At 62.4% G+C, this 23569-nt stretch carries 12 protein-coding genes and 2 pseudogenes; 1 reads left to right on the top strand and 13 read right to left on the bottom strand.

Annotation, left to right across the window (positions count from 1 at the left end; translation table 11 throughout):
* Positions 1 to 30: 30 nt before the first annotated feature.
* From V5B59_RS14810 to V5B59_RS14865, 12 genes and pseudogenes are all read right to left on the bottom strand, one after another.
* Positions 31 to 11637 (bottom strand): calcium-binding protein, encoded by an 11607-nt coding sequence (locus tag V5B59_RS14810; RefSeq protein ID WP_332351999.1) that lies wholly within the window; start codon positions 11635 to 11637, stop codon positions 31 to 33.
* Between the two features lie 3 nt (positions 11638 to 11640).
* Positions 11641 to 12474: a hypothetical protein gene (locus V5B59_RS14815; protein ID WP_332352000.1), complete on the bottom strand. Its 834-nt coding sequence runs from the start codon at positions 12472 to 12474 to the stop codon at positions 11641 to 11643.
* Complete coding sequence (locus tag V5B59_RS14820; RefSeq protein WP_332352001.1) at positions 12471 to 12671, bottom strand: hypothetical protein; 201 nt, start codon at positions 12669 to 12671, stop codon at positions 12471 to 12473. The genes V5B59_RS14815 and V5B59_RS14820 overlap by 4 nt, the downstream gene beginning before the upstream one ends.
* Before the next feature lies 1 nt (position 12672).
* Complete coding sequence (locus V5B59_RS14825; RefSeq protein WP_332352002.1) at positions 12673 to 12924, bottom strand: hypothetical protein; 252 nt, start codon at positions 12922 to 12924, stop codon at positions 12673 to 12675.
* A 252-nt stretch (positions 12925 to 13176) separates the two neighbouring features.
* Positions 13177 to 14148 (bottom strand): transposase, encoded by a 972-nt coding sequence (locus V5B59_RS14830; protein WP_332351565.1) that lies wholly within the window; start codon positions 14146 to 14148, stop codon positions 13177 to 13179.
* A gap of 499 nt (positions 14149 to 14647) precedes the next feature.
* Entirely contained in the window at positions 14648 to 16768 is a 2121-nt protein-coding gene (locus V5B59_RS14835; protein ID WP_169068941.1) for a peptidase domain-containing ABC transporter, read from the bottom strand.
* 311 nt (positions 16769 to 17079) lie between these two features.
* Positions 17080 to 17448 (bottom strand): annotated as a pseudogene (locus V5B59_RS14840) (glycerol-3-phosphate dehydrogenase C-terminal domain-containing protein); the annotation flags it as partial.
* Positions 17442 to 17849: a type I restriction endonuclease gene (locus tag V5B59_RS14845; RefSeq protein WP_034920056.1), complete on the bottom strand. Its 408-nt coding sequence runs from the start codon at positions 17847 to 17849 to the stop codon at positions 17442 to 17444. The gene V5B59_RS14845 and the pseudogene V5B59_RS14840, both read right to left, overlap by 7 nt.
* A 34-nt stretch (positions 17850 to 17883) precedes the next feature.
* On the bottom strand, positions 17884 to 18501 hold the full coding sequence (locus V5B59_RS14850) for a DUF4276 family protein (protein ID WP_034920054.1): 618 nt from the start codon (positions 18499 to 18501) through the stop codon (positions 17884 to 17886).
* The gene (locus V5B59_RS14855; RefSeq protein ID WP_034920052.1) at positions 18498 to 19739 is read right to left on the bottom strand and encodes an AAA family ATPase; all 1242 of its coding nucleotides are present in this window, start codon (positions 19737 to 19739) and stop codon (positions 18498 to 18500) included. Before V5B59_RS14855 ends, V5B59_RS14850 begins: the two co-directional genes overlap by 4 nt.
* Before the next feature lie 475 nt (positions 19740 to 20214).
* Positions 20215 to 21273, bottom strand: coding sequence for a transposase (locus tag V5B59_RS14860; RefSeq protein WP_332352003.1), 1059 nt, complete (start codon positions 21271 to 21273; stop codon positions 20215 to 20217).
* Positions 21222 to 21368: pseudogene (locus tag V5B59_RS14865) on the bottom strand (IS630 family transposase); the annotation flags it as partial. The gene V5B59_RS14860 and the pseudogene V5B59_RS14865, both read right to left, overlap by 52 nt.
* On the opposite strand from V5B59_RS14865, the gene V5B59_RS14870 reads away from it, so the two are divergent.
* Positions 21303 to 21854 carry a hypothetical protein gene (locus V5B59_RS14870; RefSeq protein ID WP_332352004.1) on the top strand — a complete coding sequence of 184 codons (552 nt, stop codon included), beginning with the start codon at positions 21303 to 21305 and terminating at the stop codon, positions 21852 to 21854. The pseudogene V5B59_RS14865 and the gene V5B59_RS14870 overlap by 66 nt on opposite strands.
* Here the strand turns inward: V5B59_RS14870 and V5B59_RS14875 are convergent.
* Positions 21837 to 23459, bottom strand: coding sequence for a glycerol-3-phosphate dehydrogenase/oxidase (locus tag V5B59_RS14875; protein ID WP_332352006.1), 1623 nt, complete (start codon positions 23457 to 23459; stop codon positions 21837 to 21839). The genes V5B59_RS14870 and V5B59_RS14875 overlap by 18 nt on opposite strands.
* Positions 23460 to 23569: the final 110 nt, after the last annotated feature.

The following is a 23569-nucleotide window of genomic DNA, read 5'->3' on the forward strand; positions in this document are numbered from 1 at the left end:
CCCTTCGCCACTCAACGGTCATCAGGATCCTCACGCGAGTCGTTGCGTGCCAATCTGCAATCCGACCAGCGGCGTCAGTGCCTGGGCCGAGTTGCCGAACGCCGGGTCGGCGAGAACGCCGCTTGCCGGCGTCACGCCGATTCCCGTCAGGCTGCCGTTGCGGCCGTACTGGTAGGCGAGATCGCCGCCGAGCGCAGCGCTGTCCGAACCGGCGAGCTGGAAGCGGGTCAGGGCATCGCTCAACGCCCAGTGGGTGAGTGTCGGGGCAGCGCTGCGGGCGGCGTCGAAGGCATCGACCAGGCCAGCGAAATCGAAGGTTTCCACTTTCTGGTCACGCAGCGGATCGCTCCCGCCGGCATCGAAGTCGGCCATGGCCTCGGCGATCACCTGCAGACGGAGCACGCTGCGGATGGAGGGGTTCGAGCCTGCGGCATACCAGTCCTTGAAGGTGATCTGGTCACCACTCCCGATCGTCACGACGAGGTCGCCATTCGACTGGCTGAACGATAGATCCGAGTAAGCAATGCCGCCGCCGAGCGAGAGAACGCCCTGGCCTGAGTCACTGGCCACAAGCGTGTCGCGACCATCGCCCCGGTTGAAGACGATGACATCGTTGCCGGCGCCGGTGCGCAGCATGTCGTTGCCGGCGCCCCCCAGATAAAACTCCGCGTCAGCGCCGCCGCTGAGGATGTCGTTGCCGGCCTCGCCATTGAACAGCGTGCTGCCACTGCTGTCGGTCAGCGCGTCGTTGCCGGCTCCGCCTTCGAGGATGTCTTTGCCGAGGCCGCCGTTGAGCGTGTCCTTGCCATCGAGACCGATGAGTCGGTCGTCGCCGGCGTTGCCGCGCAGGCTGTTGGCGAGTTCGTTGCCGGTCAGCGTGGCGGCGCCGGTGACGGCGAGATAGAGGTTCTCGACGTTGGCCGCGAGGGTGTGCTCGCTGCCATAGCCATAGACACTGTCGTTGCCCTGGTCGGCATTTTCGGCCACGCGGTCGCCGCTGCCAAGGTGATAGATGTCGTTGCCCAGACCGCCGGTGAGCAGGTTGGCGGCGCTGTTGGTCTGCCCGTAGAGTGTGTTGGCGAGGTCATTGCCGGTCGCGTCGGCAGGGTCACTGCCGGTCAGGTTGAGCCGTTCGAGGTGGTCGCCGAGAACCCAGCTGATCGGGCTGTGGACGATGTCGTTGCCTTCGTCGGCCGCTTCGATGACCTGGTCGCCGGCGCGATCAACGGTGTAGCTGTCGTCACCGGGACCGCCGACCAGCGTGTCGGCGCCGAGGCCGCCGTTGAGCGTGTCCTTGCCATCGAGACCGATGAGTCGGTCGTCGCCGGCGTTGCCGCGCAGGCTGTTGGCGAGTTCGTTGCCGGTCAGCGTGGCGGCGCCGGTGACGGCGAGATAGAGGTTCTCGACGTTGGCCGCGAGGGTGTGCTCGCTGCCATAGCCATAGACACTGTCGTTGCCCTGGTCGGCATTTTCGGCCACGCGGTCGCCGCTGCCAAGATGATAGATGTCGTTGCCCAGACCGCCGGTGAGCAGGTTGGCGGCGCTGTTGGTCTGCCCGTAGAGTGTGTTGGCGAGGTCATTGCCGGTCGCGTCGGCAGGGTCACTGCCGGTCAGGTTGAGCCGTTCGAGGTGGTCGCCGAGAACCCAGCTGATCGGGCTGTGGACGATGTCGTTGCCTTCGTCGGCCGCTTCGATGACCTGGTCGCCGGCGCGATCAACGGTGTAGCTGTCGTCACCGGGACCGCCGACCAGCGTGTCGGCGCCGAGGCCGCCGTTGAGCGTGTCCTTGCCATCGAGACCGATGAGTCGGTCGTCGCCGGCGTTGCCGCGCAGGCTGTTGGCGAGTTCGTTGCCGGTCAGCGTGGCGGCGCCGGTGACGGCGAGATAGAGGTTCTCGACGTTGGCCGCGAGGGTGTGCTCGCTGCCATAGCCATAGACACTGTCGTTGCCCTGGTCGGCATTTTCGGCCACGCGGTCGCCGCTGCCAAGGTGATAGATGTCGTTGCCCAGACCGCCGGTGAGCAGGTTGGCGGCGCTGTTGGTCTGCCCGTAGAGTGTGTTGGCGAGGTCATTGCCGGTCGCGTCGGCAGGGTCACTGCCGGTCAGGTTGAGCCGTTCGAGGTGGTCGCCGAGAACCCAGCTGATCGGGCTGTGGACGATGTCGTTGCCTTCGTCGGCCGCTTCGATGACCTGGTCGCCGGCGCGATCAACGGTGTAGCTGTCGTCACCGGGACCGCCGACCAGCGTGTCGGCGCCGAGGCCGCCGTTGAGCGTGTCCTTGCCATCGAGACCGATGAGTCGGTCGTCGCCGGCGTTGCCGCGCAGGCTGTTGGCGAGTTCGTTGCCGGTCAGCGTGGCGGCGCCGGTGACGGCGAGATAGAGGTTCTCGACGTTGGCCGCGAGGGTGTGCTCGCTGCCATAGCCATAGACACTGTCGTTGCCCTGGTCGGCATTTTCGGCCACGCGGTCGCCGCTGCCAAGATGATAGATGTCGTTGCCCAGACCGCCGGTGAGCAGGTTGGCGGCGCTGTTGGTCTGCCCGTAGAGTGTGTTGGCGAGGTCATTGCCGGTCGCGTCGGCAGGGTCACTGCCGGTCAGGTTGAGCCGTTCGAGGTGGTCGCCGAGAACCCAGCTGATCGGGCTGTGGACGATGTCGTTGCCTTCGTCGGCCGCTTCGATGACCTGGTCGCCGGCGCGATCAACGGTGTAGCTGTCGTCACCGAGACCGCCGACCAGCGTGTCGGCGCCGAGGCCGCCGTTGAGCGTGTCCTTGCCATCGAGACCGATGAGTCGGTCGTCGCCGGCGTTGCCGCGCAGGCTGTTGGCGAGTTCGTTGCCGGTCAGCGTGGCGGCGCCGGTGACGGCGAGATAGAGGTTCTCGACGTTGGCCGCGAGGGTGTGCTCGCTGCCATAGCCATAGACACTGTCGTTGCCCTGGTCGGCATTTTCGGCCACGCGGTCGCCGCTGCCAAGATGATAGATGTCGTTGCCCAGACCGCCGGTGAGCAGGTTGGCGGCGCTGTTGGTCTGCCCGTAGAGTGTGTTGGCGAGGTCATTGCCGGTCGCGTCGGCAGGGTCACTGCCGGTCAGGTTGAGCCGTTCGAGGTGGTCGCCGAGAACCCAGCTGATCGGGCTGTGGACGATGTCGTTGCCTTCGTCGGCCGCTTCGATGACCTGGTCGCCGGCGCGATCAACGGTGTAGCTGTCGTCACCGAGACCGCCGACCAGCGTGTCGGCGCCGAGGCCGCCATTCAGGACATTGTTTCCGCTGTTGCCGGTGATCTGGTTGTTGAGTTCGTTGCCGGTACCGTTTATTGGTGCGATCCCAGTCAGCGTGAGGTGCTCGACATGCTTAGCGAGCGTATGGCTGACCGAACTCTGAACACTATCCACTCCCTCGTTCAAGCTCTCGATGACGAGATCGCCTGCATCATCGACGACATAAGTATCATCACCCTGGCCGCCGCTCATCGTATCGGCCCCCGTTCCACCGTTCAACCAGTCGTTTCCCGACTTGCCGTTGAGCACATCATTACCCGCTGTCCCGGTAATCGACGAGCCTGTGGTGGCGACGATCCGCAACGTCAATGGCGTTGCGGCAGACGCCCCCAAACTATCGCTGGCCATGATGCGAAGGCTGAGATCGCCGAGTCCACCCACGGGCGGCGTGCCGCCAATCGTGCCCGATCTGGCATCGAAGACCAACCATGTCGGCAACGCACCGCCGTCGGCGAGGGTCGCAGCAAAAGTCAGGGTATCTCCTGCGTCTTCGTCGATGAAGGTATCGGCGGGAATGCTCAGATTGATTGGCACCCCTTCCTGGACGACCATGGAGGGAATCGTTCTATTCACTATCGGTGCGTGATTGGTTTCCCTGACCCTCACCTCCAGAAACTGATAGGCCCTGGCACCACCGGAGTCCCTCACGGCAACAGACAATGTCGCGCTGCCGACATTTTCCGGCGTTCCGCTGATCCTGCGCGTCGCCGGGTCAAAGCTGAACCAGTACGGCCCACTGACCGACCATCTGAGCGAATCACCAGAGTTCGGGTCACGGAACGTATTCTCGGGAAGCACGTAAGAGAAGGCCTGTCCCTTCACGGCAAGCACAGGGGCCAGCGGAACATCGATCTGCGGGGCAAGGTTCCCCTGGCTAGCAACCATCGCCTCGATCGCTCGCCGGTCCCACGACGAACCATCCGCGAAAGACACGCTATCAACCGTGATGCTCCGCTCGGTCGTTTCAATCTTCAACCAGTCGCTGGCGTTGACATTGAAATAGAGGCCGTCGGTCCGGTACTGCAGGCTGATATCTCCTGGGAGAAGGTCGAAGAGATCGATGCGGTCTGCCCTGTGGATGACGCGATCCTGGCCGTAACCCCGCCCATAACGCACCGTGCCGGCACCGTAGAGGATGTCATTGCCGGTGCCGCCATCGAGCAGGTCCGTCCCTTGACGACCATAGATCGAACTGCCGCCGTAGAGGGTATCATCACCGTCGTCGCCATAAATCTCATCGTTTCCGAAGGCGCCTGATGTGTCACCGTAGATGAGGTCGTTATCAATACCGCCACGCAGCGTGTCGTTGCCGGTATCGCCATTCATTGTGTCGTTGCCGGCGCCACCGTCCATCCGGACCTTGACCGGCACCTTGCCGCTTCCGAATGGCCTGACATACAGATACAGGTTATCGTTGGAGGCAGTACCGACCAGCGCGCCGGAGAGGCTGGCCAGCAGGCCACCGGCGAATTCAATTCTCCTGATGGGAATAACGGGTTGTCCGTTCCCGTACCTAAACCCGGCGTCCGCGACCAGCTCCAGGGTATCCGGCGTTCCCGCCAGCGACAGCAGCCAACTTTGATTGGTCATCGCGGAAAACGTGATGTCCTGCGGGGTGATTCCTTCTCCAAACGAGACGACATCCACGTCATCCCGGGTGATCACCTTATTGTCTACCAGGCGATCCTGACCCGAGCCTCGACCGAAGCGATAGGTATCGTCTCCGTCGCCGCCGCCTCCATTCAGATAGTCGTTGCCGATCCCTCCATCGAGGGTGTCTTTGCCACTCGCGCCGTAGAGACTGTCGTTTCCTGCACCGCCGATCAGCACGTTCGCTGCCGAATTGCCCCTCATGCTGTTGTCGAGCGCGTTACCCGTACCGGCAAGCGCACTCGCTCCCGACAGTCTCAGTTCCTCGATATGGGCGCCTTTGGCCGATAGATCGAAGGAGATCGATGCCTCGACGGTATCGCTACCTTCACCGAGGTTCTCCACGATGACGTCACCGGCGTTATCCACGACGAAGATATCGTCCCCCAGGCCACCGACCAGGGTATCGGACCCGGCCAGGCCATCGAGGAGATCATTGCCATTGCCGCCATCGAGCAGGTCTGCCTGGGCGCCTCCCTTCAACCGGTCGTGGCCATCCAGACCGTAGATCCGGTTGGCGTCGCTGGCCGATCCGGTGATCGTGTCATTGCCCGTGCTGCCGCCGATGGCAGTAAGGCCGGCGCGGACGCTGGCCGCATCCCAGACGGTGCCGTCCGTAAAGCTGAAGCGCTCGATCTCGCTGGCGGCCGCAAGAAACTGATTCTTGACGGTAACCCGATCGGCTGCGCCGAACAGGATCACCAGGTCGTTGTTGGCGCGCAGGGTATCCGTGACATCGGCAGCCCTGAGATCGGGAAACTGCAGGGTATCGACGTGACCCGGCGTGAGATCACCATCGGTGATCACGTCGGGCCCGTCGCCACGTGCGAAGACATAGGTATCGCTGCCAGTTTCCCCGCTCAATACGTCCTGGCCCGGGCCACCGGACAGCGTATCGGCCCCAGTACCCCCATTGAGGAGGTCGTCACCGGCACCGCCCAGCAAACGGTCATCTCCTCCCAAGCCGTTGAGCAGATCGTTGCCGTTGCCGCCGTCGAGCAGGTCCGGGAGCGCGCCACCGCTCAGGGTGTCGTTGCCGTCGAGGCCGTAGATGCGGTTGGCGGTATCCTCCAGGCCGGCAATCATGTCGTTGCCAGCCGTCGCAGCGTCGGCAAGCAGTCGTGCACGAATGTCGTTGGCCGCCCAGACCGTCGCCGATCCGGAAAACACGATACGTTCGACCGCCTTCGCGCCAGCGCCCGGCGCAAATGCGTCGACCACGGTCAACCGGTCGCCGCTGCCGATGATCTGGAGGATCAGATCGTTGCCCTCGCGACCGAGTTTGAGGTCCACCGGCGTCACCTCCGCCGCAAACACGATCACGTCGCTTGCGCTCGCTTCGCCGCTGTCGACGATGCGGTCGCTGCCACTGCCGTGGCCAAAGCGGTAGGTATCGCCGCCACGACCACCGTCGAGTTGGTCGGCACCCCTGCCGCCGTCCAGGCTGTCGTCGTCGCCATCACCATGGAGGCTGTCGGCGCCATCGCCACCGCTGAGCAGGTCCTTGCCGTCGCCACCATGCAGCGTGTCGTTGCCGGAACCGCCGGCGATCTCGTCATCACCCGCCATGCCATCGACCACATCGTCGCCGGCGAGGGCGTCGAGGATATCGTTGCCCGGCGTGCCCGTGCGGATGTCGTTACCATCGGTCAGCCGATTCTCCAGGTGCTCGTCGATTTCAAGGACACTCCAATGTCTGCCGTCGGCAAAACGGATGACGTCGATGGGTGCGCCGGCGTAGTGCCTGAGCACTGTCAGCCGATCGTCGGTGCCGCGCACGCTGACGATCAGGTCGTCGCCGTTGCGCCTGAGAACGAGGTCTCCCGGCAGCAGTTCGTTGCCGATCGCCACCGTATCGGTCTTGCCGGTCGAGCTGTCGACGTTGTCGATGTGATCCTGGCCGCTGCCGATTCCCCAGGAATAGGTGTCGGAACCGCCACCGCCGCGCAGGCGGTCGTTGCCGGAGCCGCCATCGAGACGGTCGCTGACGCTGGTGCCACTGAGCGTGTCGTTGCCTATCGTACCGACGAGGTCGAAGCCTTTGGCGAGCAATTCGGGGTAAGTCAGCACGGCGCCGCCGACGAACTCGAAACGGTCGATCGCCGGGGGAGTGGAGATCCCGAGGGCATCGTCAGGATTGAATCCGTCGATGTGGATGGCGTCGTCGGGGTCGCTGCCGACCCGGATCCTGAGCGAGCCCAGCTCCAGCTTGAGGTCGTCCGGCATGATGCCGGCACCGAAGCGCAAGGTGTTGAACAGCCGGGCACCGGTGGCGTCGATCTTCGGGCTGCGATCGATGATCCGGTCGCTGCCGTCGCCCAGGCTGTAGAGATAGGTGTTGCCACCACCGTCGCCATGCAGGATGTCGTTGCCGCGACCGCCCGAGAGCGTCGCGTGGCCGGCGGTGGCGGTCAGGTCGTCATCGTGCTCGCCGCCGAAGCGAATGCTTGATCCATCGCGATCCTCGCTCATCGGCGCATCGGCCTGGCGACCAATCAGTTCGCTGTGGCTCAGCGTCTCGCCGTGGGCGAACTGGTAGTGTTGCACGCTGCCGATGACGCCGTCGATGACGCTCAGTCGATCGCTGCTGCCATAGTCGATGATCAGGGTTCCGGCGAAGCTGTCGAGGCGCAGTTCGGCTGACGTGGCGTCGAGGAAGACGATGGTATTGCTGCCTTCGCGATCGACGACTCGCTCGGTCATGCCGGACCCATCGGGCAGGCTGTCGCCGCTGGCGAAGAGATAGTGGTCATCGCCTGCGTCACCGGTCAGATAGTCGATACCGATACCGCCAACCAGGGTATCGTTACCACCACCGCCTTCCAGATAGTCTCTGTCGGCGCCACCCATCAGGGTGTCGTTGTCGTCGCCGCCGGACAGTTGATCCCTGCCGGCGTCGCCGGCAAGCCAGTCCTGGCCGCCCTCGCCGAGCAGCGAGTCGTTGTCGCCACCGCCTTCAAGAGTGTCGTTGCCAGCGTAGCCGCGCAGGTAGTCGTTGCCAGCGCCGCCGTTCAGCAGGTCATGGCCCTGGCTGGCCAAAGGCGTGAGGTCCGTATCGCCGTACAGTTCGTCATCGCCGTCGCCACCGAAAAGGGTATCGCTACCGGCGAATCCCAGCAGGATGTCGTCGCCGGCGTCCCCATACAGTCTGTCGTCGCCTTGTTCGGTGACCGCCGAGCCGCCGGCGTCGCCCTGCAGGTTGTCATTGCCGCTGCCCCCCTGCAGCTTGTCCCCGCCGCCGGCGCCGATCAGGGTGTCGTGGCCGGCACTGCCTTCGAGGGTATCGTCATCAGCGCCGCCATGCAGAAAATCTTCGCCGTTACCGCCTACCAGGAAGTCGTTGCCATCCCCGCCCCACAGGATGTCGTTGTCGTCGCCCCCGTCGACATCGTCGTTGCCGGCTCCAGCCCAGACCACATCGTTGCCCTTGTCGCCGGTAATCGTGTCGTTGCCGCTGCCGGGGGGACCTTCCTGGAATTGGTCATCGATGGCCGTGAGCTCGACAACGAACTCAAATTCGTTGCGGTGGACATTCCAGGCGCCGTAGACAAAGCGATCCTGATCGCCAAAAAGATAGTCGTCGCCACCCAAACCGCCAAGAAAGTCATTGCCGGCTCCACCGTAGATGAGATCCGTGCTGGGAGAACCATACAGGATGTCATGGCCACCCTGACCCGAGACGAGGTCACCGCGCTCGTTGTTGCCGGCTTCCCTGACCTGGAGAGCAAGCGTCTCGGCTCGGTCGGCAAAGAGGATGTCGTCGGCGTCACCACCGGCCAGCAGATCGAACCCCCCAGGACCGCCTTCGATGGTATCGCGCCCGCTTCCGCCGACCACGAAATCCACCTTCTTGCCGCCGACGATCCAGTCGTCGCCAGTGCGTTGAGTGAGAAAGGGCTGGGTTTCACCAGCGGCGTCCGGAACCGCCAGCGCCAGATTGAAGCCATCGCCGAGAATCATGTGATCGTTGCCGACGCTGTTATGCAGGATGTCCGTTGCCCCGAGAGCGGGAATTGCGGGATCTCTGATCAGGTTGCGCAGGTCGTCATACCGGGACTGGATGCCGTCCAGGGCAGGATCGAAGTCTACGACCTGTCGATCGCCGACGATTTCCCGGGTGATTCTGGCAGCGTCCGGAGCCTGCGCGAGCCGGATGCCAAAGTCGCTTTCGGCAAAGGCTTCCGGGCTGCTGTAGTGGTCGAAGGTAAGCGACGTGCGGTCGTCGAGGGTGAGAACGCCTGGGGAGTGGAACTTCATCTCAAAGCCTTCGTCGCCGACGAAGGTGTAGATGTCCGAGCCGGGGTTCTGGACGAAGAGACCGGCGATCAGTTTGCCGTTGTACTTGAGGAAGTTCCTGCCGGTATCGACGATACGATCGTTGCCGTCGCCGCGGTTGATGACGTACGTGTCTTCGCCGTCGCCACCGATCAGGACGTCATCGCCGGGACCACCGTTCAAAGTGTCGTTTTCGCCTCCGCCATCGAGCGTGTCGTGATCGGCGTTGCCTTCGAGATAGTCGGCACCGTTGTTGCCGTTGAGGGTGTCGTTGCCGGTGCCGCCGTAGAGATCGTCGTCTACGCCACCACCGGAAAGCGTGTTGGCCTCGCCGTCACCGAAGAGGTGGCGCCGGGTACTGGTCAAGGGGCTGTCGGACGGGAAGCCTTGGGCGATCTTGTAGGCACTGAAGGAATCTTCGAAATAAGTGCTGTCCGTCTGATACCGATGACTGTCCTTTGCCGGGTCGAGGGTCACTTGTTCCGGGTTCTTGTTGTTGGCGTTGAACCACAGAAGGCGTTGCATGAAATCGGCGCGGTCGTGCAACCAGGCGTCACTGATCCTAAGCGAAAGCGGGTCTGCGCCGGTGGCAAGAGCGGCCTGGTCCGCCTCCCAGTCGGTGTAGAGGTCGCTCCAGGCGCTACTCAATGCGGCTTTCAGAATTTCCGGATTGCCGGCCGACAACACGAAGGGGCTCAGGGTGTACAGCGCGGCGAAAGCGGCGAAGTCGCTGCGCGCTGCGCGCTCGATGTCGGGGTCGACCACCTTGAGCGTCAACTGGCCGGCAAGAGCGCGGTAGGTCGGGCTGCCGGTGATGGCGTCGAGCTTGGCGTAGAGCGCGTCGCGGCCGGCGTAGCGATCGATGTTGTCGGTTCTCGAGAAGGTGTTGCCGTCGAGGCTGCCTTGCAGGCGCTGGTCGTGCGGCTGCGAGCCGAGCAACAGGTCGGCGAGGGCATTGACGACGGTTTCCAGAACATCCCCTTCGGCCTTGCCCTGCATGCCGTTTTTGCTTTCTGCCTGGTGCCAGGAGGCCTGGCGCAAGACAGTGTCGAGGGCCTCAGTAGTGGCGGCGCGCTGCGTTTCAGGAACCAGTTGCAACAGAGCGTTCTGGACATTCAGCGAGTCGATGATCAGCACCAGGCTGTGGTTGTCGCCGAAGTCGTTGACCGCGTAGTGGTTGACCAGGCCCTTGAAGTCACGCGCCTTGAGAGACTCCCTGGTCACTTCGGAGAGATAATTTCCGCGCGAGAACGGCTGGTCTTCGATGAATACCCGGACGTCGCTGCCGTGGTGCCACTGCGAATGTGCCACTGCCGACCATTCTGCGGTGGTCGTTTCCCGTCCGACGAGATCGTACTGATTGGTGAACAGGGGCTCCCCGTAAACCTTGTTGCCAATACTGCGCAGCGCACCGCTGAGGAGGCTGGCGGGGACGGTTCGCTCGGCGGCGAACGAGACCGCCAGCCGGTAGTCGAGGTCGAGCGCCAGGATCTCCTTGGCGGGGACTGCTTTCGGAGAGCTTGCCGCGCCCTCTCCTTCGCCACCGGCGATGAGTCCGGCGACGCGTACGATATCCGCCTGCAACTTGGTGATCTCTTCGAGTGCGGTTTGCAGACGCTTCTTCTCCTGGGCGAAAGCCTCACGTTCGGGGTCGCTGATCAGACCACCGGTCAGCGTGCTGCTGCGGACCGCATCGGACGCCTGCGCCACCGTCCAACTGCCGTCGGCGAGATGGCTGCGCACCTCGCGATAGAACGTGGCGATCGCCGGCGACCCGGAAGAGAGGGCGAAGGCCATCCGTTCGGGGTCGCTGCGCAAGCCGTTGAAGGTATCGAGCGCAGCCCGCAGCCCGTCGGCGAGCCCCCCGCTCTTCACCTTGCCGACACCGGCGCCATTGAAGGTGACGACTTCCTTGACGTCGTCCGGGTGCAGGAGGTGAAAGGCGGTGGCCAGATGCCCGCCGAGGCTGTAACCGGTGACCGAGAACGTTTGGCCCTGGAGTTTGCCCGGATCGCGGCGCAGTTCGTCGTACCAGGTTTCCATATCGGCGATCTGCCCCCACGCCCAACCGGTATCCTTGATCTCCTTGACGTTGGTCGCCTCGTTGTCGCGCACCGCGTCGTCAATGAATTCGGTTGAGCGGAAGCTCAGGACGAGCTCATTGGTTTTGTTGTTCTTGAACAGCGTGCCGGAGAAGCCAGTGGGGGTGTTGGCGCGTTGGTCGAGAACCGTCCAGCCGTCAACGGGATCGGCGAATTTCCTGGCTTCGGATTCGGGGAAGCGGGAGGTGTGCTTGTTGCCTTCTTTAAGGGCGTCAGTAAGATCCTCGTTGGAATCCCTGAGGATGTTGGTTTCTTCGTCTCGAATGAATGCCTCAGCCGCCATCTGGAGGCTTGCATACTTGAGATAGTCAGCAATCGTCGGAGCAGGCATTTTTCAGTTCTCCAATTTGGGTTTGAGGACCTTTTCGGCGAAGTCTTGCGCTTGGCGAGGCTGTCGGCCAGACCCATGCCGAGTGCCGAAACTCGGGCAGGCATGATCGGCAGCGAAAAGCCAGGGCGACCGCCCGCCGGCACCGGAGCCCTGGGCACGATCCATCATGTAGCCGATACGCTCGGCCATTACTTCCTGGGTCTTGAGGTCGATCACGCGCAGCGAACTGCCGGCGATCCAGTACTCGCGTTCTTCGCGCGTCGAGAGGTCGTCGTAGGTGATGCCGTAGCGGGGGGCTGGACCGAGGGCGGGGACTTTGTCGAGGACGTAAGCGTAGATGTTGAGGTCGTAAGCAGGGTCTGCTGCAAGCTCGCGACGCACATTCTCCGCCGTGACATCCTTGCGCCCGACTGCCTTCACAGACCCGGTATAGCGGTACCGTTTCCCGTCCTTGGGATCGACGGCCTCTACGTAGAGATAGCCGACACGCGGCGGAAAGCCGGGCGGAGGTGTGCCGCTCGTATTTGCCTGAAAGCTGCCGCGGAGGAAACTGACGATATACCCGTCTCCCCCCAAATCTCGCCCATACGGGTCATCGAGCAGGAACTGCTCGCCAAAATTGATCTTGCCCGACCGCAGTTTCATCAGCAGCACGCCCTCGACGTTCTCGGCCGTGCGATGGATGGTGACGCCCGCTTTCTTGCAGCGTTCCTGAAACATTGCCTCGGCCGTTTGCAAACGACTGCGGCGGGCGGCAATGTCGGCTTCCTGCGCAGCATTTGGCGAGAAACAGCCCGTCAGGCAGACCACGAGCGCGAGGAGCGCGCGCGGGTTCATGCGGCGATCCAATCATGACGGTTGGCCGCAGCGGGGAGCTTTCCTGCTGCGGAGTGGGTGTTGCCAGGTTCCAGTGCGCCTTTCAGATCCGCGTCCCGGAACAGCTTCTTACCGGTATCCCGGTCAATCAGGAAGGCTTCCGCGGCCATCTGCAGATGGCCGAACTTGAGAGAAATGGCAATCGGCTTCGCTGGCATATCAGTCCTCCTTAATTTTCAGAGTCTTTTCTGCAAGCGACACGGCCGAGCAAGCCCCGCTTGTCCTCGGCGTGCTCGCGGGGTAGAGAATTTCAGGACAGCCAAGGAAGAATGGCGGCGACAGCGGGCGATGCCGCCGGGCACGCATGCGCTTGCTGATCCGGTTCAGGTGCTTCCCAGGCGGCGGAGTCGCCGCCTGGGAATGGACGGCATTAATGACGAACCTGCCGGAAAGCGCAGCGAACGGGTCCATGGCGTGCCTCATCGTCTTAGGAGTTTTCGGCATCTGTACTTAAGTCCAGCATCAGAAAAAAGTCAAGGCATCACGCGCGATGCCGACGGGAAAGCAGCCACTGCGGCTGTCGCCCACCGGTGCGCCGGACGCCGTTCCGTGTCGACACGCGCACTCATTAATGTGAAAGTCGCGTCCGCGACTCACGAATCTCCCCTCCCCCTCGCGGGGGAGGGGTCGGGGGAGAGCAACTGTGTTCCCAGTCAAGCTTTTTTAGGCGCATTTTGCATGCTCTGGATTCCACGGAATACCCGATTTGACTATGGCGTTCATGATCGTCAGCATCTTGTGCATGCAAGCGACCAGCGCGACTTTTTTGAGTTTTCCGTTAGCAAGCAAACGTTCATAAAAGGTCTTGATGACGGGGTTGTAACGTATGGCACTTAAGGCCGCCATGTATAAAGCGGTACGGACCGTCGCTCGACCACCCCAGGTGATGCGCTTACCCTTGTGGCGACCACTGTCCGCGTTTAATGGAGCGACTCCGACCAACTTGCCAATCTGCGCATGGGTGAGTTGGCCCAACTCAGGCAATGCCCCCATCAGACTCGCTTGCGTACACGGTCCGACCCCTTTGAAGCCTTTGAACAAAGCGAGCTTCTCGGCAAAATGCTCTTTCAGCATGCCAGCCATGCTTTTATCAACCGCCACGATCTGTCGATCCAGTATTTTGAGGACTGCCTTGATGCTCTTGTGTTGCGAACCATGGCTCAGGGCCAATCGGTTTCCTTCCGCCACGCGCATGCCAATGAGCTGGTTGTGGCGTACAAGCAAGGCTTCCAACGCCTCCTGGTTGGCATCGGGCAGTTTCATCAACAGCCGTTCCCGCTGCGCCGATTGGTGCAGTGTCCGCGCAAAGTGCGACAGGACTCGCGCATCAATGGCGTCCGTCTTGGAAAGGTATCCCATGGATTTGGCAAAGTCTCGCGCCTGCCTCGGATTGACCACCATCACCGGCAGCCCGGCCGCACAGAGTGCCGCCGCCACCTGGCGCTCGAAGCCTCCCGTGGCCTCCAATACGATCGCCCCAATCTCCTCAGAACGTGGAACGAGCTCTTTGACCAACGCCGCTATATCAGCGTCAGCATTGGCAATGCATTGGGTTTTTGATTGGTCGTCTAAAGCGATCTCCAGCGTGTCTTTGGAAACGTCAATACCCACAAACGTTGATTCAGAAGCGTTCATCTATAGCCATCCTTGCAAATACGTGGTCACGGCTTTCCGGCACGTGCCAACCAGCAACTGTTCGGTATTCAGACAAACGGCTGACAATGCACGCCAAGTGCTCTCCCACGGGCTTGATGTCCCAGAGGGGCGTCGGGCTGTGCGTCGCCTTCCGAACTCGTTTCCACCACACCTCCGTGGCACTCTACGACCTAAACCTTGGGGCTCTGCCCCAAACCCCGCACTCGCCGTGAGGCAGCGGCCGGGGATGATCAACCCCTCCCCAGCCCCTGCCTCAAGTGTACTTGGCTTACAGGATGTCAAGAGGCTTTCGCGGCATAAACGCAAGAGAAAAATACCTCTCTCGCATTTATTCCACGGTCCTCTTGACACCCTTCCAGCCATGACTTCATCTCCTCTCTTGAACGAACGAAAAACCACAAAACGAAGCATACAAGGGAAACGGTCATGACTTTCATGATCGGGGGTGCCTGGAAAAGTCATGACCGTTAGCAGCGCTTTATTTGACCGAAACTGCGCCCGGCGTGCCGTGAAAAGCGAATACCTCATCGACCTGCAGGCCGGCCGGAACCTGGTGGGTAATGAAGATCATCGTCACCCTCCCCTTCAGCTGGTTGATCGTTGACGCAAGGTGTCCGGCCGTTTGCGGGTCGAGGTTGGACACGGCTTCGTCGAAAATCAGGATGCGCGGGCGCTTGAGCAGTGCCCGGGCAATGGCGATGCGCTGCCGCTGTCCGCCGGAAAGCCCGGTGCCGCGTTCGCCGATCTCGGTCTGATAGCCTTTCGGTAACCGTTCGATGACTTCGTGAATCTCGGCGGCCTTGCAGGCGGCGACGATCTCCTCGAAACCGGCATGCGGGTGCGCCATGAGCAGATTGTCGTAGAGCGTGCCGGAAAACAGCACGGTCTCCTGCGGTACCACTCCGAAAGTCGCTCTCAGTTCGTTGGCGGCGAGATGACGGATGTCCTTGCCGTCAAGCGCAATGTGACCTTCCACCGGCTGATAGAAGCCGAGCAGCAGTTTCGCCAGCGTGCTCTTGCCGCAGCCTGAAGGACCAGTGACGACGGTCAGCTGACCCGGTGGGAAAGCCAGGTCGAGATTTCTGAATAGCCAGGGATGCTGTTCGGAGTAGCGGAAAGCAAGCTTGTCGATGGTCAGCAGAGCTTCATCGAGCTTCTGGCGATGCGGAACCAGCGTGTGCGGCTCGCGCGGCATGTCGAGGATGTCGCCGAGCCGCTTGACGGCGATGCTGGCTTGCTGGAACTCCTGCCACAGACCGACGATTCGCAGCAGAGGCTGGCTCATGCGGCTGGCGAACATCTGGAAGGCGACCAGCATGCCGACAGTGAAGCCCTCGTTCTGCATCACCAGCAGCGCGCCGACGATCAGGATGGCGAGGGTCATCAACTGTTCGAGTCCGTTGGCCACCACGTTGTAGGTATTGCCAACCTGTCGGGTCGCGAAGCCGGCAGCAAGGTACTGGGCCAGGTAATCGCCATATTTACGATCGATGTCGGGTTCCATCTGCAGCGACTTGACGGTCGCCATGCCCGCAAGGTACTCGGTCAGGAATGCCTGGTTGCGGGCGCCGAGCAGGAATTGCCGGTTGAGTCTGGTGCGAAACAGCGGTGCGACCAGGAGACTGATGACGGCGATCGCCCCGAGCAGGACGATGGCGATCAGTGAGAGCTGCCAGCTATAGGCGAACATCACCGCCAGAAACAGCAGCAGAAAGGGAAGATCGAGAATCAGGGTGACGGACGCGCCCGAGACGAACTCGCGAATGGTTTCGATCCCCTGCAGACGCGCGACCAGCGTGCCGGTCGGGCGATGTTCGAAGTAGGGAAGCGGCAGTTGCAGCAGGTGCCGGAAGACCTGGGCGCCGAGGACGGCATCGATGCGGTTGCCGGTGTGCAGGATGAGATACTGGCGCAACCAGGTCATGCTGCCGAAAAAGAGCATGAACATCAGCAGTGCGACACCCAGTACGATCAGCGTGCCGTGCGTCTGATGGACGACCACCTTGTCGATGATCACCTGGGTGAACAGAGGCGTTGCCAGGCCGACGAACTGGATCGCCAGACTGGCAAGCAACACGTCGCGCCAGATCGACCGGTGCTTGACGAGTTCAGGAACAAACCAGTCAAAACCGAAGGGCTTGCGCGCGCAGACGAGATCGTGAGGGTCGGCCGTTTCCTGGTGGCCGGCGGTGGCGTTTCTGGCAAGCAGAATGACTTCCGCTTCGAAACGCCGGTGCGCTTCGGCAATCGGCAGTGTTTCGGGAGTTTGCTTGCCGGCTGCGAAGCAGAGCAGCGACTGACCATCGGTGTTTACGATCAGAACCGGGTGGCAGACCGGCGGTGGCCCTTCCGGGACAGCCGCAGTCTGCAGAAACGCAATGGCCGGCAGCGGCAGCTTCTGCCAATCGACGTCTGCCTGCGCGACGACGCCGGTCCGGAAGCCGAGCGCGCGTGCTGCTTCGTGCAGGGTGGCGAGGGTGTACGGCGGCGGAAACTCCTGCTCGATCAGACTCGCTTCGAACGGCAAGCGGTACAGTGCGCTGAGGCTGCCCAGAAGCCAGATGACGTCCTCGTGCCTCACCCCCTCCACTCGAGACATGATTGTTATGCTTCCGTTCCGCCCTTCATGTGAAAGTCGCGTCAGCGACTCACGAATCTCTCTTCTCCCTCGCAGTGGAGGGGTCAGGGGAGAGGGAAACGATGATGACTTTCATGATCAGTGGCCGGGAAAGTCATGACCGTCAGGATGCGGGCCACTCTACTGTTCATTTGATCACCAGTCAACAGACCACTTCCGAGCTCATCCCCAGGGCTTCGCCAAGAAGCGGGTTCACCGAGTTCTCCTCGACGTCGTTGTGCGCCTTGCCTGTTTCTCGACAAGGGCGGGTCTTCGGGAAGCTTGAGGGTGGGCTATCCCCCAGCGTCTGATCGCTCCAGGAAATACTCGTCGTATTTCTCCCTGGCCTGATCGCCGAACAGGATTTCACACGCCTCCATCAGCCCGTCGGCGTTTCTGATGTCTTCCCGGCGCACCACCAAGGCGATCTTGGAGCGGCGCCGCAGGAAATCTTCGAGCTTGACGATCATTTCCTGATGTCTGGCCAGCCGAATCTCGCAACGAATGTAGTCGGTACCCTTGATCAAGACTTCCGCCTGTCTCGGGTTCTCGCGGATCTCGGCGAGCAGGGCCAGTGCCTGCTGGTCGTAGCGCCGCCACAGCCGACTGCTCAGGCTCTCGATCGACTCCGGCGAGGTATAGCTGTCGAGATTCATCAGCCTGACTGGTTGACGGCCAGCCAGTCGTTGTTCTCCGGCGTGTCGAAGTCGATGACGCGCGCCTGCGCGCCCGCGATCGAGCCATCCTGGCGGCGGTACGCGACCGTGGCGCCGTCGAGGAGCATCCGGGGCACCGCGCGGTTGCGCTCGATTAGCGATAACACATCGCTGCGCGTCAGCTTTCTAAAGGCGTCTTCCAGCGCTGCGTGCGGTAGGTCGGGATTCAGGCTGACGAGTGCCTGGCGGAGCCGCCCGTCAAGCATCGCGTCGTGGTAGTTCGGGTCGCTGCGCTCGGCGCCAGGTTGACTGACGGCGATGGCCGGTCCGTGCAGCACCGTGTAGCCCAGGGCTTCGAACCAGGCGAGGGCGGCGTCTTCGACGAGGGATTCGGTGAAGCTGGCCATGAATGGCTCAACTCGGTCGCAGGGGGTCGATGATTCATGCGATCGCCTCGGCAATCGCCGCGCGGAACGTCACGAAACTCCGCGAATGGCTGCGATCGGCATCGAGCTGAGTCCCGAAGGTTCGCGCGGCCTCGATCTTTCGCAAGCCAGTCCTGAAATAACCCTGCCGCTGTAGGACGCGCTCGAAGGCTTCCCATGTGCCACCGCGGATGCCATCGGGATCGCGAAAGGCTGCCTGCTTCGGAAGGTTGGGCGACACTCGCGGATAGGCGCGGCAGACTGCCTGCCAATCGCCAAAGTACCACGCTTCGAGTTCCTCGATCGCGATGCGGTTGACGAGTTGCCACCGTCGCCCAGCGGCGCGTGATCGCGTCATCAATCCGGCTGCCTCGGCCATCGCTTCAAGCTTTGTCTTCAGTTTCGCGCAGTCGTCGTCGTCGCGGTCGACCACCACGACGATGCGCCAGTCTTCCGGCAACCACTGCGCATAGCCGCGCAGACGATCCAGCAACTTGCTCAGGAGGTCGCTCTTGCCCTGGAATGGATGCACCTCGAAGCTGCGATCGCTGGGCAGCAGGCGCGGCAACAGGGCGCGCAGGAAGGCCTCCATCGACGGCTCCTCGACCAGGAATTCCAGATGCATTGCCGTCATGGCTTGCGCGCTCGCAGGGGGCGAGTTGGCGCTCCCTGATTGACCAGCGGATCGCCGACGCCAAGCTGGCCCTCCATCCAGAGATGGCCAAGCAAGGCGCCGTGTTCGACAAACTCGGGCACACCGGGCAAGTCCGACGCGCGCTGCGTCTGCGTGTAACCCTGCTCGTCGCGCCACAGCACGCGCACCTCTGTCGGCCGTAGTGCATTGAGAAAGAAGGGAGAATGTGTAGTCACCAGCAACTGCGTACGCCCGCTGGCGGTTCGGCATTCCTCGGCGAGTTCCGGCAGCAGGCGCGGGTGCAGGAAGTTCTCGGGCTCTTCGATGCCGATGAAGGGAGGTGGCACCGGGTCGTAAAGCAGCACCAGATAGGCGAGCATCTTCAGCGTACCGTCGGAGGCAAAGCGCGCGAGTACCGGATGGCTGAACGGCGCATCCTTGATCTGCAGCAGCAGGCGGCCGTCCGGCATGGTCTCGGCGAGTACACGTTCGATTCGTGGCACGCGGCTACGCAGCACGGCAAAGATTCGTTCGAGCTGTCCCTCGTGCTGCTCGGCCAGGTACTGGATCACGTTGGCGAGATTGTCGCCGGTCTTGCTCAAGCGCTCGCGCGGACCGGCCTCAGGCTGGCCACGTGCGCTGTCTGCCGACAGATAGGACACGTACCAGCCAGTGATGAACTCCCGCAAGGCGGCGACACGAGGATGCTCGGCGAATTGACCCAGCGCGTTCACCGCCAGCAAGTCGGAGGACTTCAGCGGCACCTCGATGCGCCGGTCCTGTGCATCGGGCTGTTCGCCGCTGACGGCGCGGCCTAGACCCTCGCGGTAGTCGAGAAAGCGAAACGGTTGCCCGTGGCTACCGCGCTTCCAGCGCAACCACTCCTCGATCACCACCGGCCTGCCAGCGCGCTCGTCCACGGCCAGGTGATAGGTAATCAGCGGATAACCCCGCTCGCGGTACTTGATCTCGATCGATACCGGCCCCTCGCCGCCGCGAGTCTTGAGTTCCTTGGCCCTGCCGCGCTTGTCCCAGGCTCGACGGAGCCCCACTTCGAAGCACTCGGCCAGGAAAGCGAACACGTCGAAGACGGTGGACTTGCCGCTGCCGTTGGGGCCGAGAAGCACCGTCAAGGGCGTCAGTTCCTTGAACTCGACCTCGCGCAAGGCGCGGAAGTTCTGTACCTTCAGGTACTCGATGCGCGCCGGGGCGCCGGGTCGTACATCGGACGGTTTCATGTGATCTCCTCGATTCGCTTCTCGGCATCCTTCACACGCAGCATTCACCGGAGATCGGCTTGGGCAGGAGGGTGTCACGCAGGTTGGTGAGGGTGCAGGTTTCGCGTCGACACTCAAACGTTCGAGCCAGCAAGCCGTCGACACGCTGATCGAAAGCCGCGATAACAGACGAGGGGGGATCTACAACTCCGACGTCTAGAATCGATGCGACTAGCGCACGCTGATGGCCAAGGATAGGAAATCCAACGGCACCATCGAGAGTATATGGAGTATATGAGCCTTCATCAACGGGCGTCAATCTCGGATTGGGTCCCAGGAACCCATGAAAAGTCATCCGAATCCCGCCTCGCCCAGTGCCTGTGTTCATCCGCCCGGCCGGGCCGATGAACACAGGCACGAGTCGTCCCACGACGGGCGATGGCAGCTCGTCTGGCTTCAGTCTGGACCTTTGCGCATGGATACTTCCAACCCGCACCTACCAGGCGATACGCTGGTCGAATTCGTACTCAGGTGCCGGTTGAGCCTGTGGGTCGTCCTCGCCCATGGTGGCGCCCTGCATCTCCCAGAGCGGCGGTGCACGGGCGGGCATCAGGCGTGGCGGCGATGTTGGCTCGCCCAGATGGGTCAGGATGTCGCGCACCGCGCCGGCGTCGGTGATGAAGGCGATGATTCGCATCTCACCGCCGCAGCGTGGGCAGACGAGCGGAAAGACCTCATCGATCCGCGTGAGCAGCAGCGCCCAGACGTAGCCGGTCGCACGACGCAGGGGCGCTTCCTCTGCCTGCTCCTCGCTGTCGGACGACGCGCCTGGGGCGGTGATTGGCGCCGCGATTGGCTCAGTCTCCGTCTCAGTCGCTGTAACCAGCGGCGCGGTCGGACGCTCTGGCACGCCGGCAAGCGCGGTGACCTGTGCGCGTAGCGGTGCGTTGGGCGCCAGTACGCCGTAGTACCGATGTCGAGGACGGCGCGGGGGTGGAATCAGCGCCGCCAGACGCTCGAACCGTTTGAGCGGCGTGAGCATCCAGCGGACGCTGTCGCAGGGACCCGGCTTGACGCGCTCATAGACCCGGTGTTCGGCGTCGAGTTCACGCAAACGTTCCAGCGCAAAGGCCGGTCGAGCGCAATACCGTAGCAGCCGTTCCAGGCCCAGGCGGTCGGCCCCTTCGACGCGCACGCTGGCGTCGACCGAGAAGCCACCCTCGTGCTCCCAGCTTGCCATCGTCTCGGCATCTTCCGGCTCAAGCACACCGCGCCGGGTCAGCGCGCGCAGCAGACGGCGGCGGACCTTGGCCTGCACTTCGTCGAGCAATTTCCGGTCGGGGGCACTGCTTTCCTGAAACGTCGCCGTTCCTGAAGCGTCCGCCTCGAAGACGCCTTCGATGACGATGCAGTGGAAGTGCTCATGCGGATTGAGCAGCGCGCCAAAGCGGTGAATGAAGGCAAGCGCCCCGATCCGGGCATCGGAACCCGCCGCCGGGCAGGGAAGCGCTGCCTGCCCGAGGGCGCCCTGATCCAGACCCGAGTCAAGCACCACACCACCGACATGAAGGCACCAAGGACAAAGTGCGCCGCGTCTACGAAGAACACGGCTCGCTGACCCTGTTCCGCCTGAGCCAAACGCGGTTCGAGGTCTTTTTTTGGCTCTTTATGCGTTTCGGACGGCTAGGCCAAGAGGGCATTGAGGAGATGTTTCAGCAAGCCTTTGCCACGGATTCTGGCGTTGTGCACGAACTGGAAGAAGCCCAGGTGGAGCATCGGGCCATATCCTCACGGAATAACAACCCAAAATTCTATCGGAATGGGCGCCTCCCTGCACATAGAGATCTTCAACCGTTCGGGAACGAACCAGTCAAAACCGAAGGACTTGTGCGCGCAGATGAGATCGTGAGGGTCGGCTGTTTCCTGGTGGCCGGCGGTGGCAGCTTCTGCCAATCGACGTCTGCCGGTGCGACGACGCCGGTCCGGAAGCCGAGCGCGCGTGCTGCTTCGTGCATCCAGAACTTCGCCAAGAAGCGGGTCACCGAGTTCTCCTCGACGTCGTTGTGCGCCTTGCCTGTTTCTCGGCAAGGGCGGGTCTTCGGGAAGCTCGAGGGTGGGCTATCCCCCAGCGTCTGATCGCTCCAGGAAATACTCGTCGTATTTCTCCCTGGCCTGATCGCCGAACAGGATTTCACACGCCTCCATCAGCCCGTTGGCGTTTCTGATGTCTTCCCGGCGCACCACCAGGGCGATCTTGGAGCGGCGCCGCAGGAAATCTTCGAGCTTGACGATCATTTCCTGATGTCTGGCCAGCCGAATCTCGCAACGAATGTAGTCGGTACCCTTGATCAAGACTTCCGCCTGCCTCGGGTTCTCGCGGATTTCGGCAAGCAGGGCCAGTGCCTGCTGGTCGTAGCGCCGCCATAGCCGACTGCTCAGGCTCTCGATCGACTCCGGCGAGGTATAGCTGTCGAGATTCATCAGCCTGGCCTGATGCATGTATTCCTCGCGTACCGAAGGGTGCGGTTCGCCATACCACTTGTATTGCCGGTACGGCAGCGCGACACCAAGCCGGGTGACGATCTTTGATACCTCGTCACCCACGTTGACGCAGTCGGTCAGCTTGCCGCCAAAGATGCTCAGATGAGCCGTGGCCCAATTGACATCGATCTCGTGCTTGCGCGACAACTGCATCCAGTCCCGGAGCCCGCCGTCGCCTCTCGCCTTGACCACCAGCGGGCGCACCCCGCAACGCTCGGCGATGATGTCGGCGCGGCTCAGTGGCCGCGCGATCTTGAGGCGCTTGTTGATGTTGTCGAGAACGAACTGACGATCTTCGTCGGTCACCTCGGTGAACGGCGAGTCCACCCGTGTGTCGGTGGTGCCGATGCAGGTGCGAACGCCCATCGGGATGACGAAAAACAGGCGCCCGTCGTCGGCGAAAAAGGTCAGGATTCGCTGCTTCGGAGTGATCTGCGGCACGATCAGGTGGATGCCCTTGGAAAACAGATGATGATGATCCGTTTCTTCGCCAGTCAGTGCATTGTGCTCGTCCACAAACGGACCGGCAGCGTTAATCAGCACCTTCGAGCAGATTTCGAGGGTCCGCCCATTGATCACATCGCGCACCCTGGTCCGCCAGTACCCGCCTGCACGGCGGGCGCCGAGCGATTCCACGTAATTGGCCGCGATGCAGCCGCGGTCCATTGCCGAGCGAACGAACTGAAAAACAAAGCGGGAGTCGTTGTCGTGCAGGTAGGCGTCTGAATATTCGCAGCCGCCCGCGGCGTAGCGCGTGTCGACCAGCGGTTCTTCGTGCGCGATGGCCTGCCTCGAAAAGCGGCGCGGCATCCTGGTGAAACCGTTCCCGAACAGCCAGTACACCCAGGTACCCGCCCAGAGAATCAGGGGATGAAAGCGGAAACCCTTTTCTATCGTGGCAAAGAAGCGAATCTCCTTGACTCGCGATGGATAGTGGCGAATCAGATGATTGCGGCTCAGACACAGCTTTCTGACCAGCGTGTAATCGCCGCTTTCGAGATACTTGATGCCCCCCCAGGCCAGGTTCGATGACTGCTGGCTGCTGAAACCGGCAAAATCACGCTTGTCGATCAAGGCCACGGCCGCGCCCTTGCCCGACAGGGCGGCAGCAGACACCGCGCCGTTGATGCCGCCGCCAATGATCAGCACGTCGTAGACGCGCTGATCCAGCTTGCCGATATTGCTGTCACGTAGATTCATGGGTGCCGCTCACTCGTCATCGAGTGCCCAGGCCTTGGAACGTGCCAACGCCTGATTCCACCCAGCCTGGTTCGGGGTAGTACCCGGTGAACGGTGACTCCGAGTAGGCA

The organism is Candidatus Accumulibacter contiguus, from assembly GCF_036625285.1.
GTDB lineage: Bacteria > Pseudomonadota > Gammaproteobacteria > Burkholderiales > Rhodocyclaceae > Accumulibacter > Accumulibacter contiguus.

What these genes read in the sequence shown, in the direction of transcription:
- V5B59_RS14810 (WP_332351999.1), bottom strand. Translation starts at nt 11,637, where the DNA reads ATGCCTGCTCCGACGATTGCTGACTATCTCAAGTATGCAAGCCTCCAG.
- V5B59_RS14815 (WP_332352000.1), bottom strand. Translation starts at nt 12,474, where the DNA reads ATGAACCCGCGCGCGCTCCTCGCGCTCGTGGTCTGCCTGACGGGCTGT.
- V5B59_RS14820 (WP_332352001.1), bottom strand. Translation starts at nt 12,671, where the DNA reads ATGCCAGCGAAGCCGATTGCCATTTCTCTCAAGTTCGGCCATCTGCAG.
- V5B59_RS14825 (WP_332352002.1), bottom strand. Translation starts at nt 12,924, where the DNA reads ATGGACCCGTTCGCTGCGCTTTCCGGCAGGTTCGTCATTAATGCCGTC.
- V5B59_RS14830 (WP_332351565.1), bottom strand. Translation starts at nt 14,148, where the DNA reads ATGAACGCTTCTGAATCAACGTTTGTGGGTATTGACGTTTCCAAAGAC.
- V5B59_RS14835 (WP_169068941.1), bottom strand. Translation starts at nt 16,768, where the DNA reads ATGTCTCGAGTGGAGGGGGTGAGGCACGAGGACGTCATCTGGCTTCTG.
- V5B59_RS14845 (WP_034920056.1), bottom strand. Translation starts at nt 17,849, where the DNA reads ATGGCCAGCTTCACCGAATCCCTCGTCGAAGACGCCGCCCTCGCCTGG.
- V5B59_RS14850 (WP_034920054.1), bottom strand. Translation starts at nt 18,501, where the DNA reads ATGACGGCAATGCATCTGGAATTCCTGGTCGAGGAGCCGTCGATGGAG.
- V5B59_RS14855 (WP_034920052.1), bottom strand. Translation starts at nt 19,739, where the DNA reads ATGAAACCGTCCGATGTACGACCCGGCGCCCCGGCGCGCATCGAGTAC.
- V5B59_RS14875 (WP_332352006.1), bottom strand. Translation starts at nt 23,459, where the DNA reads ATGAATCTACGTGACAGCAATATCGGCAAGCTGGATCAGCGCGTCTAC.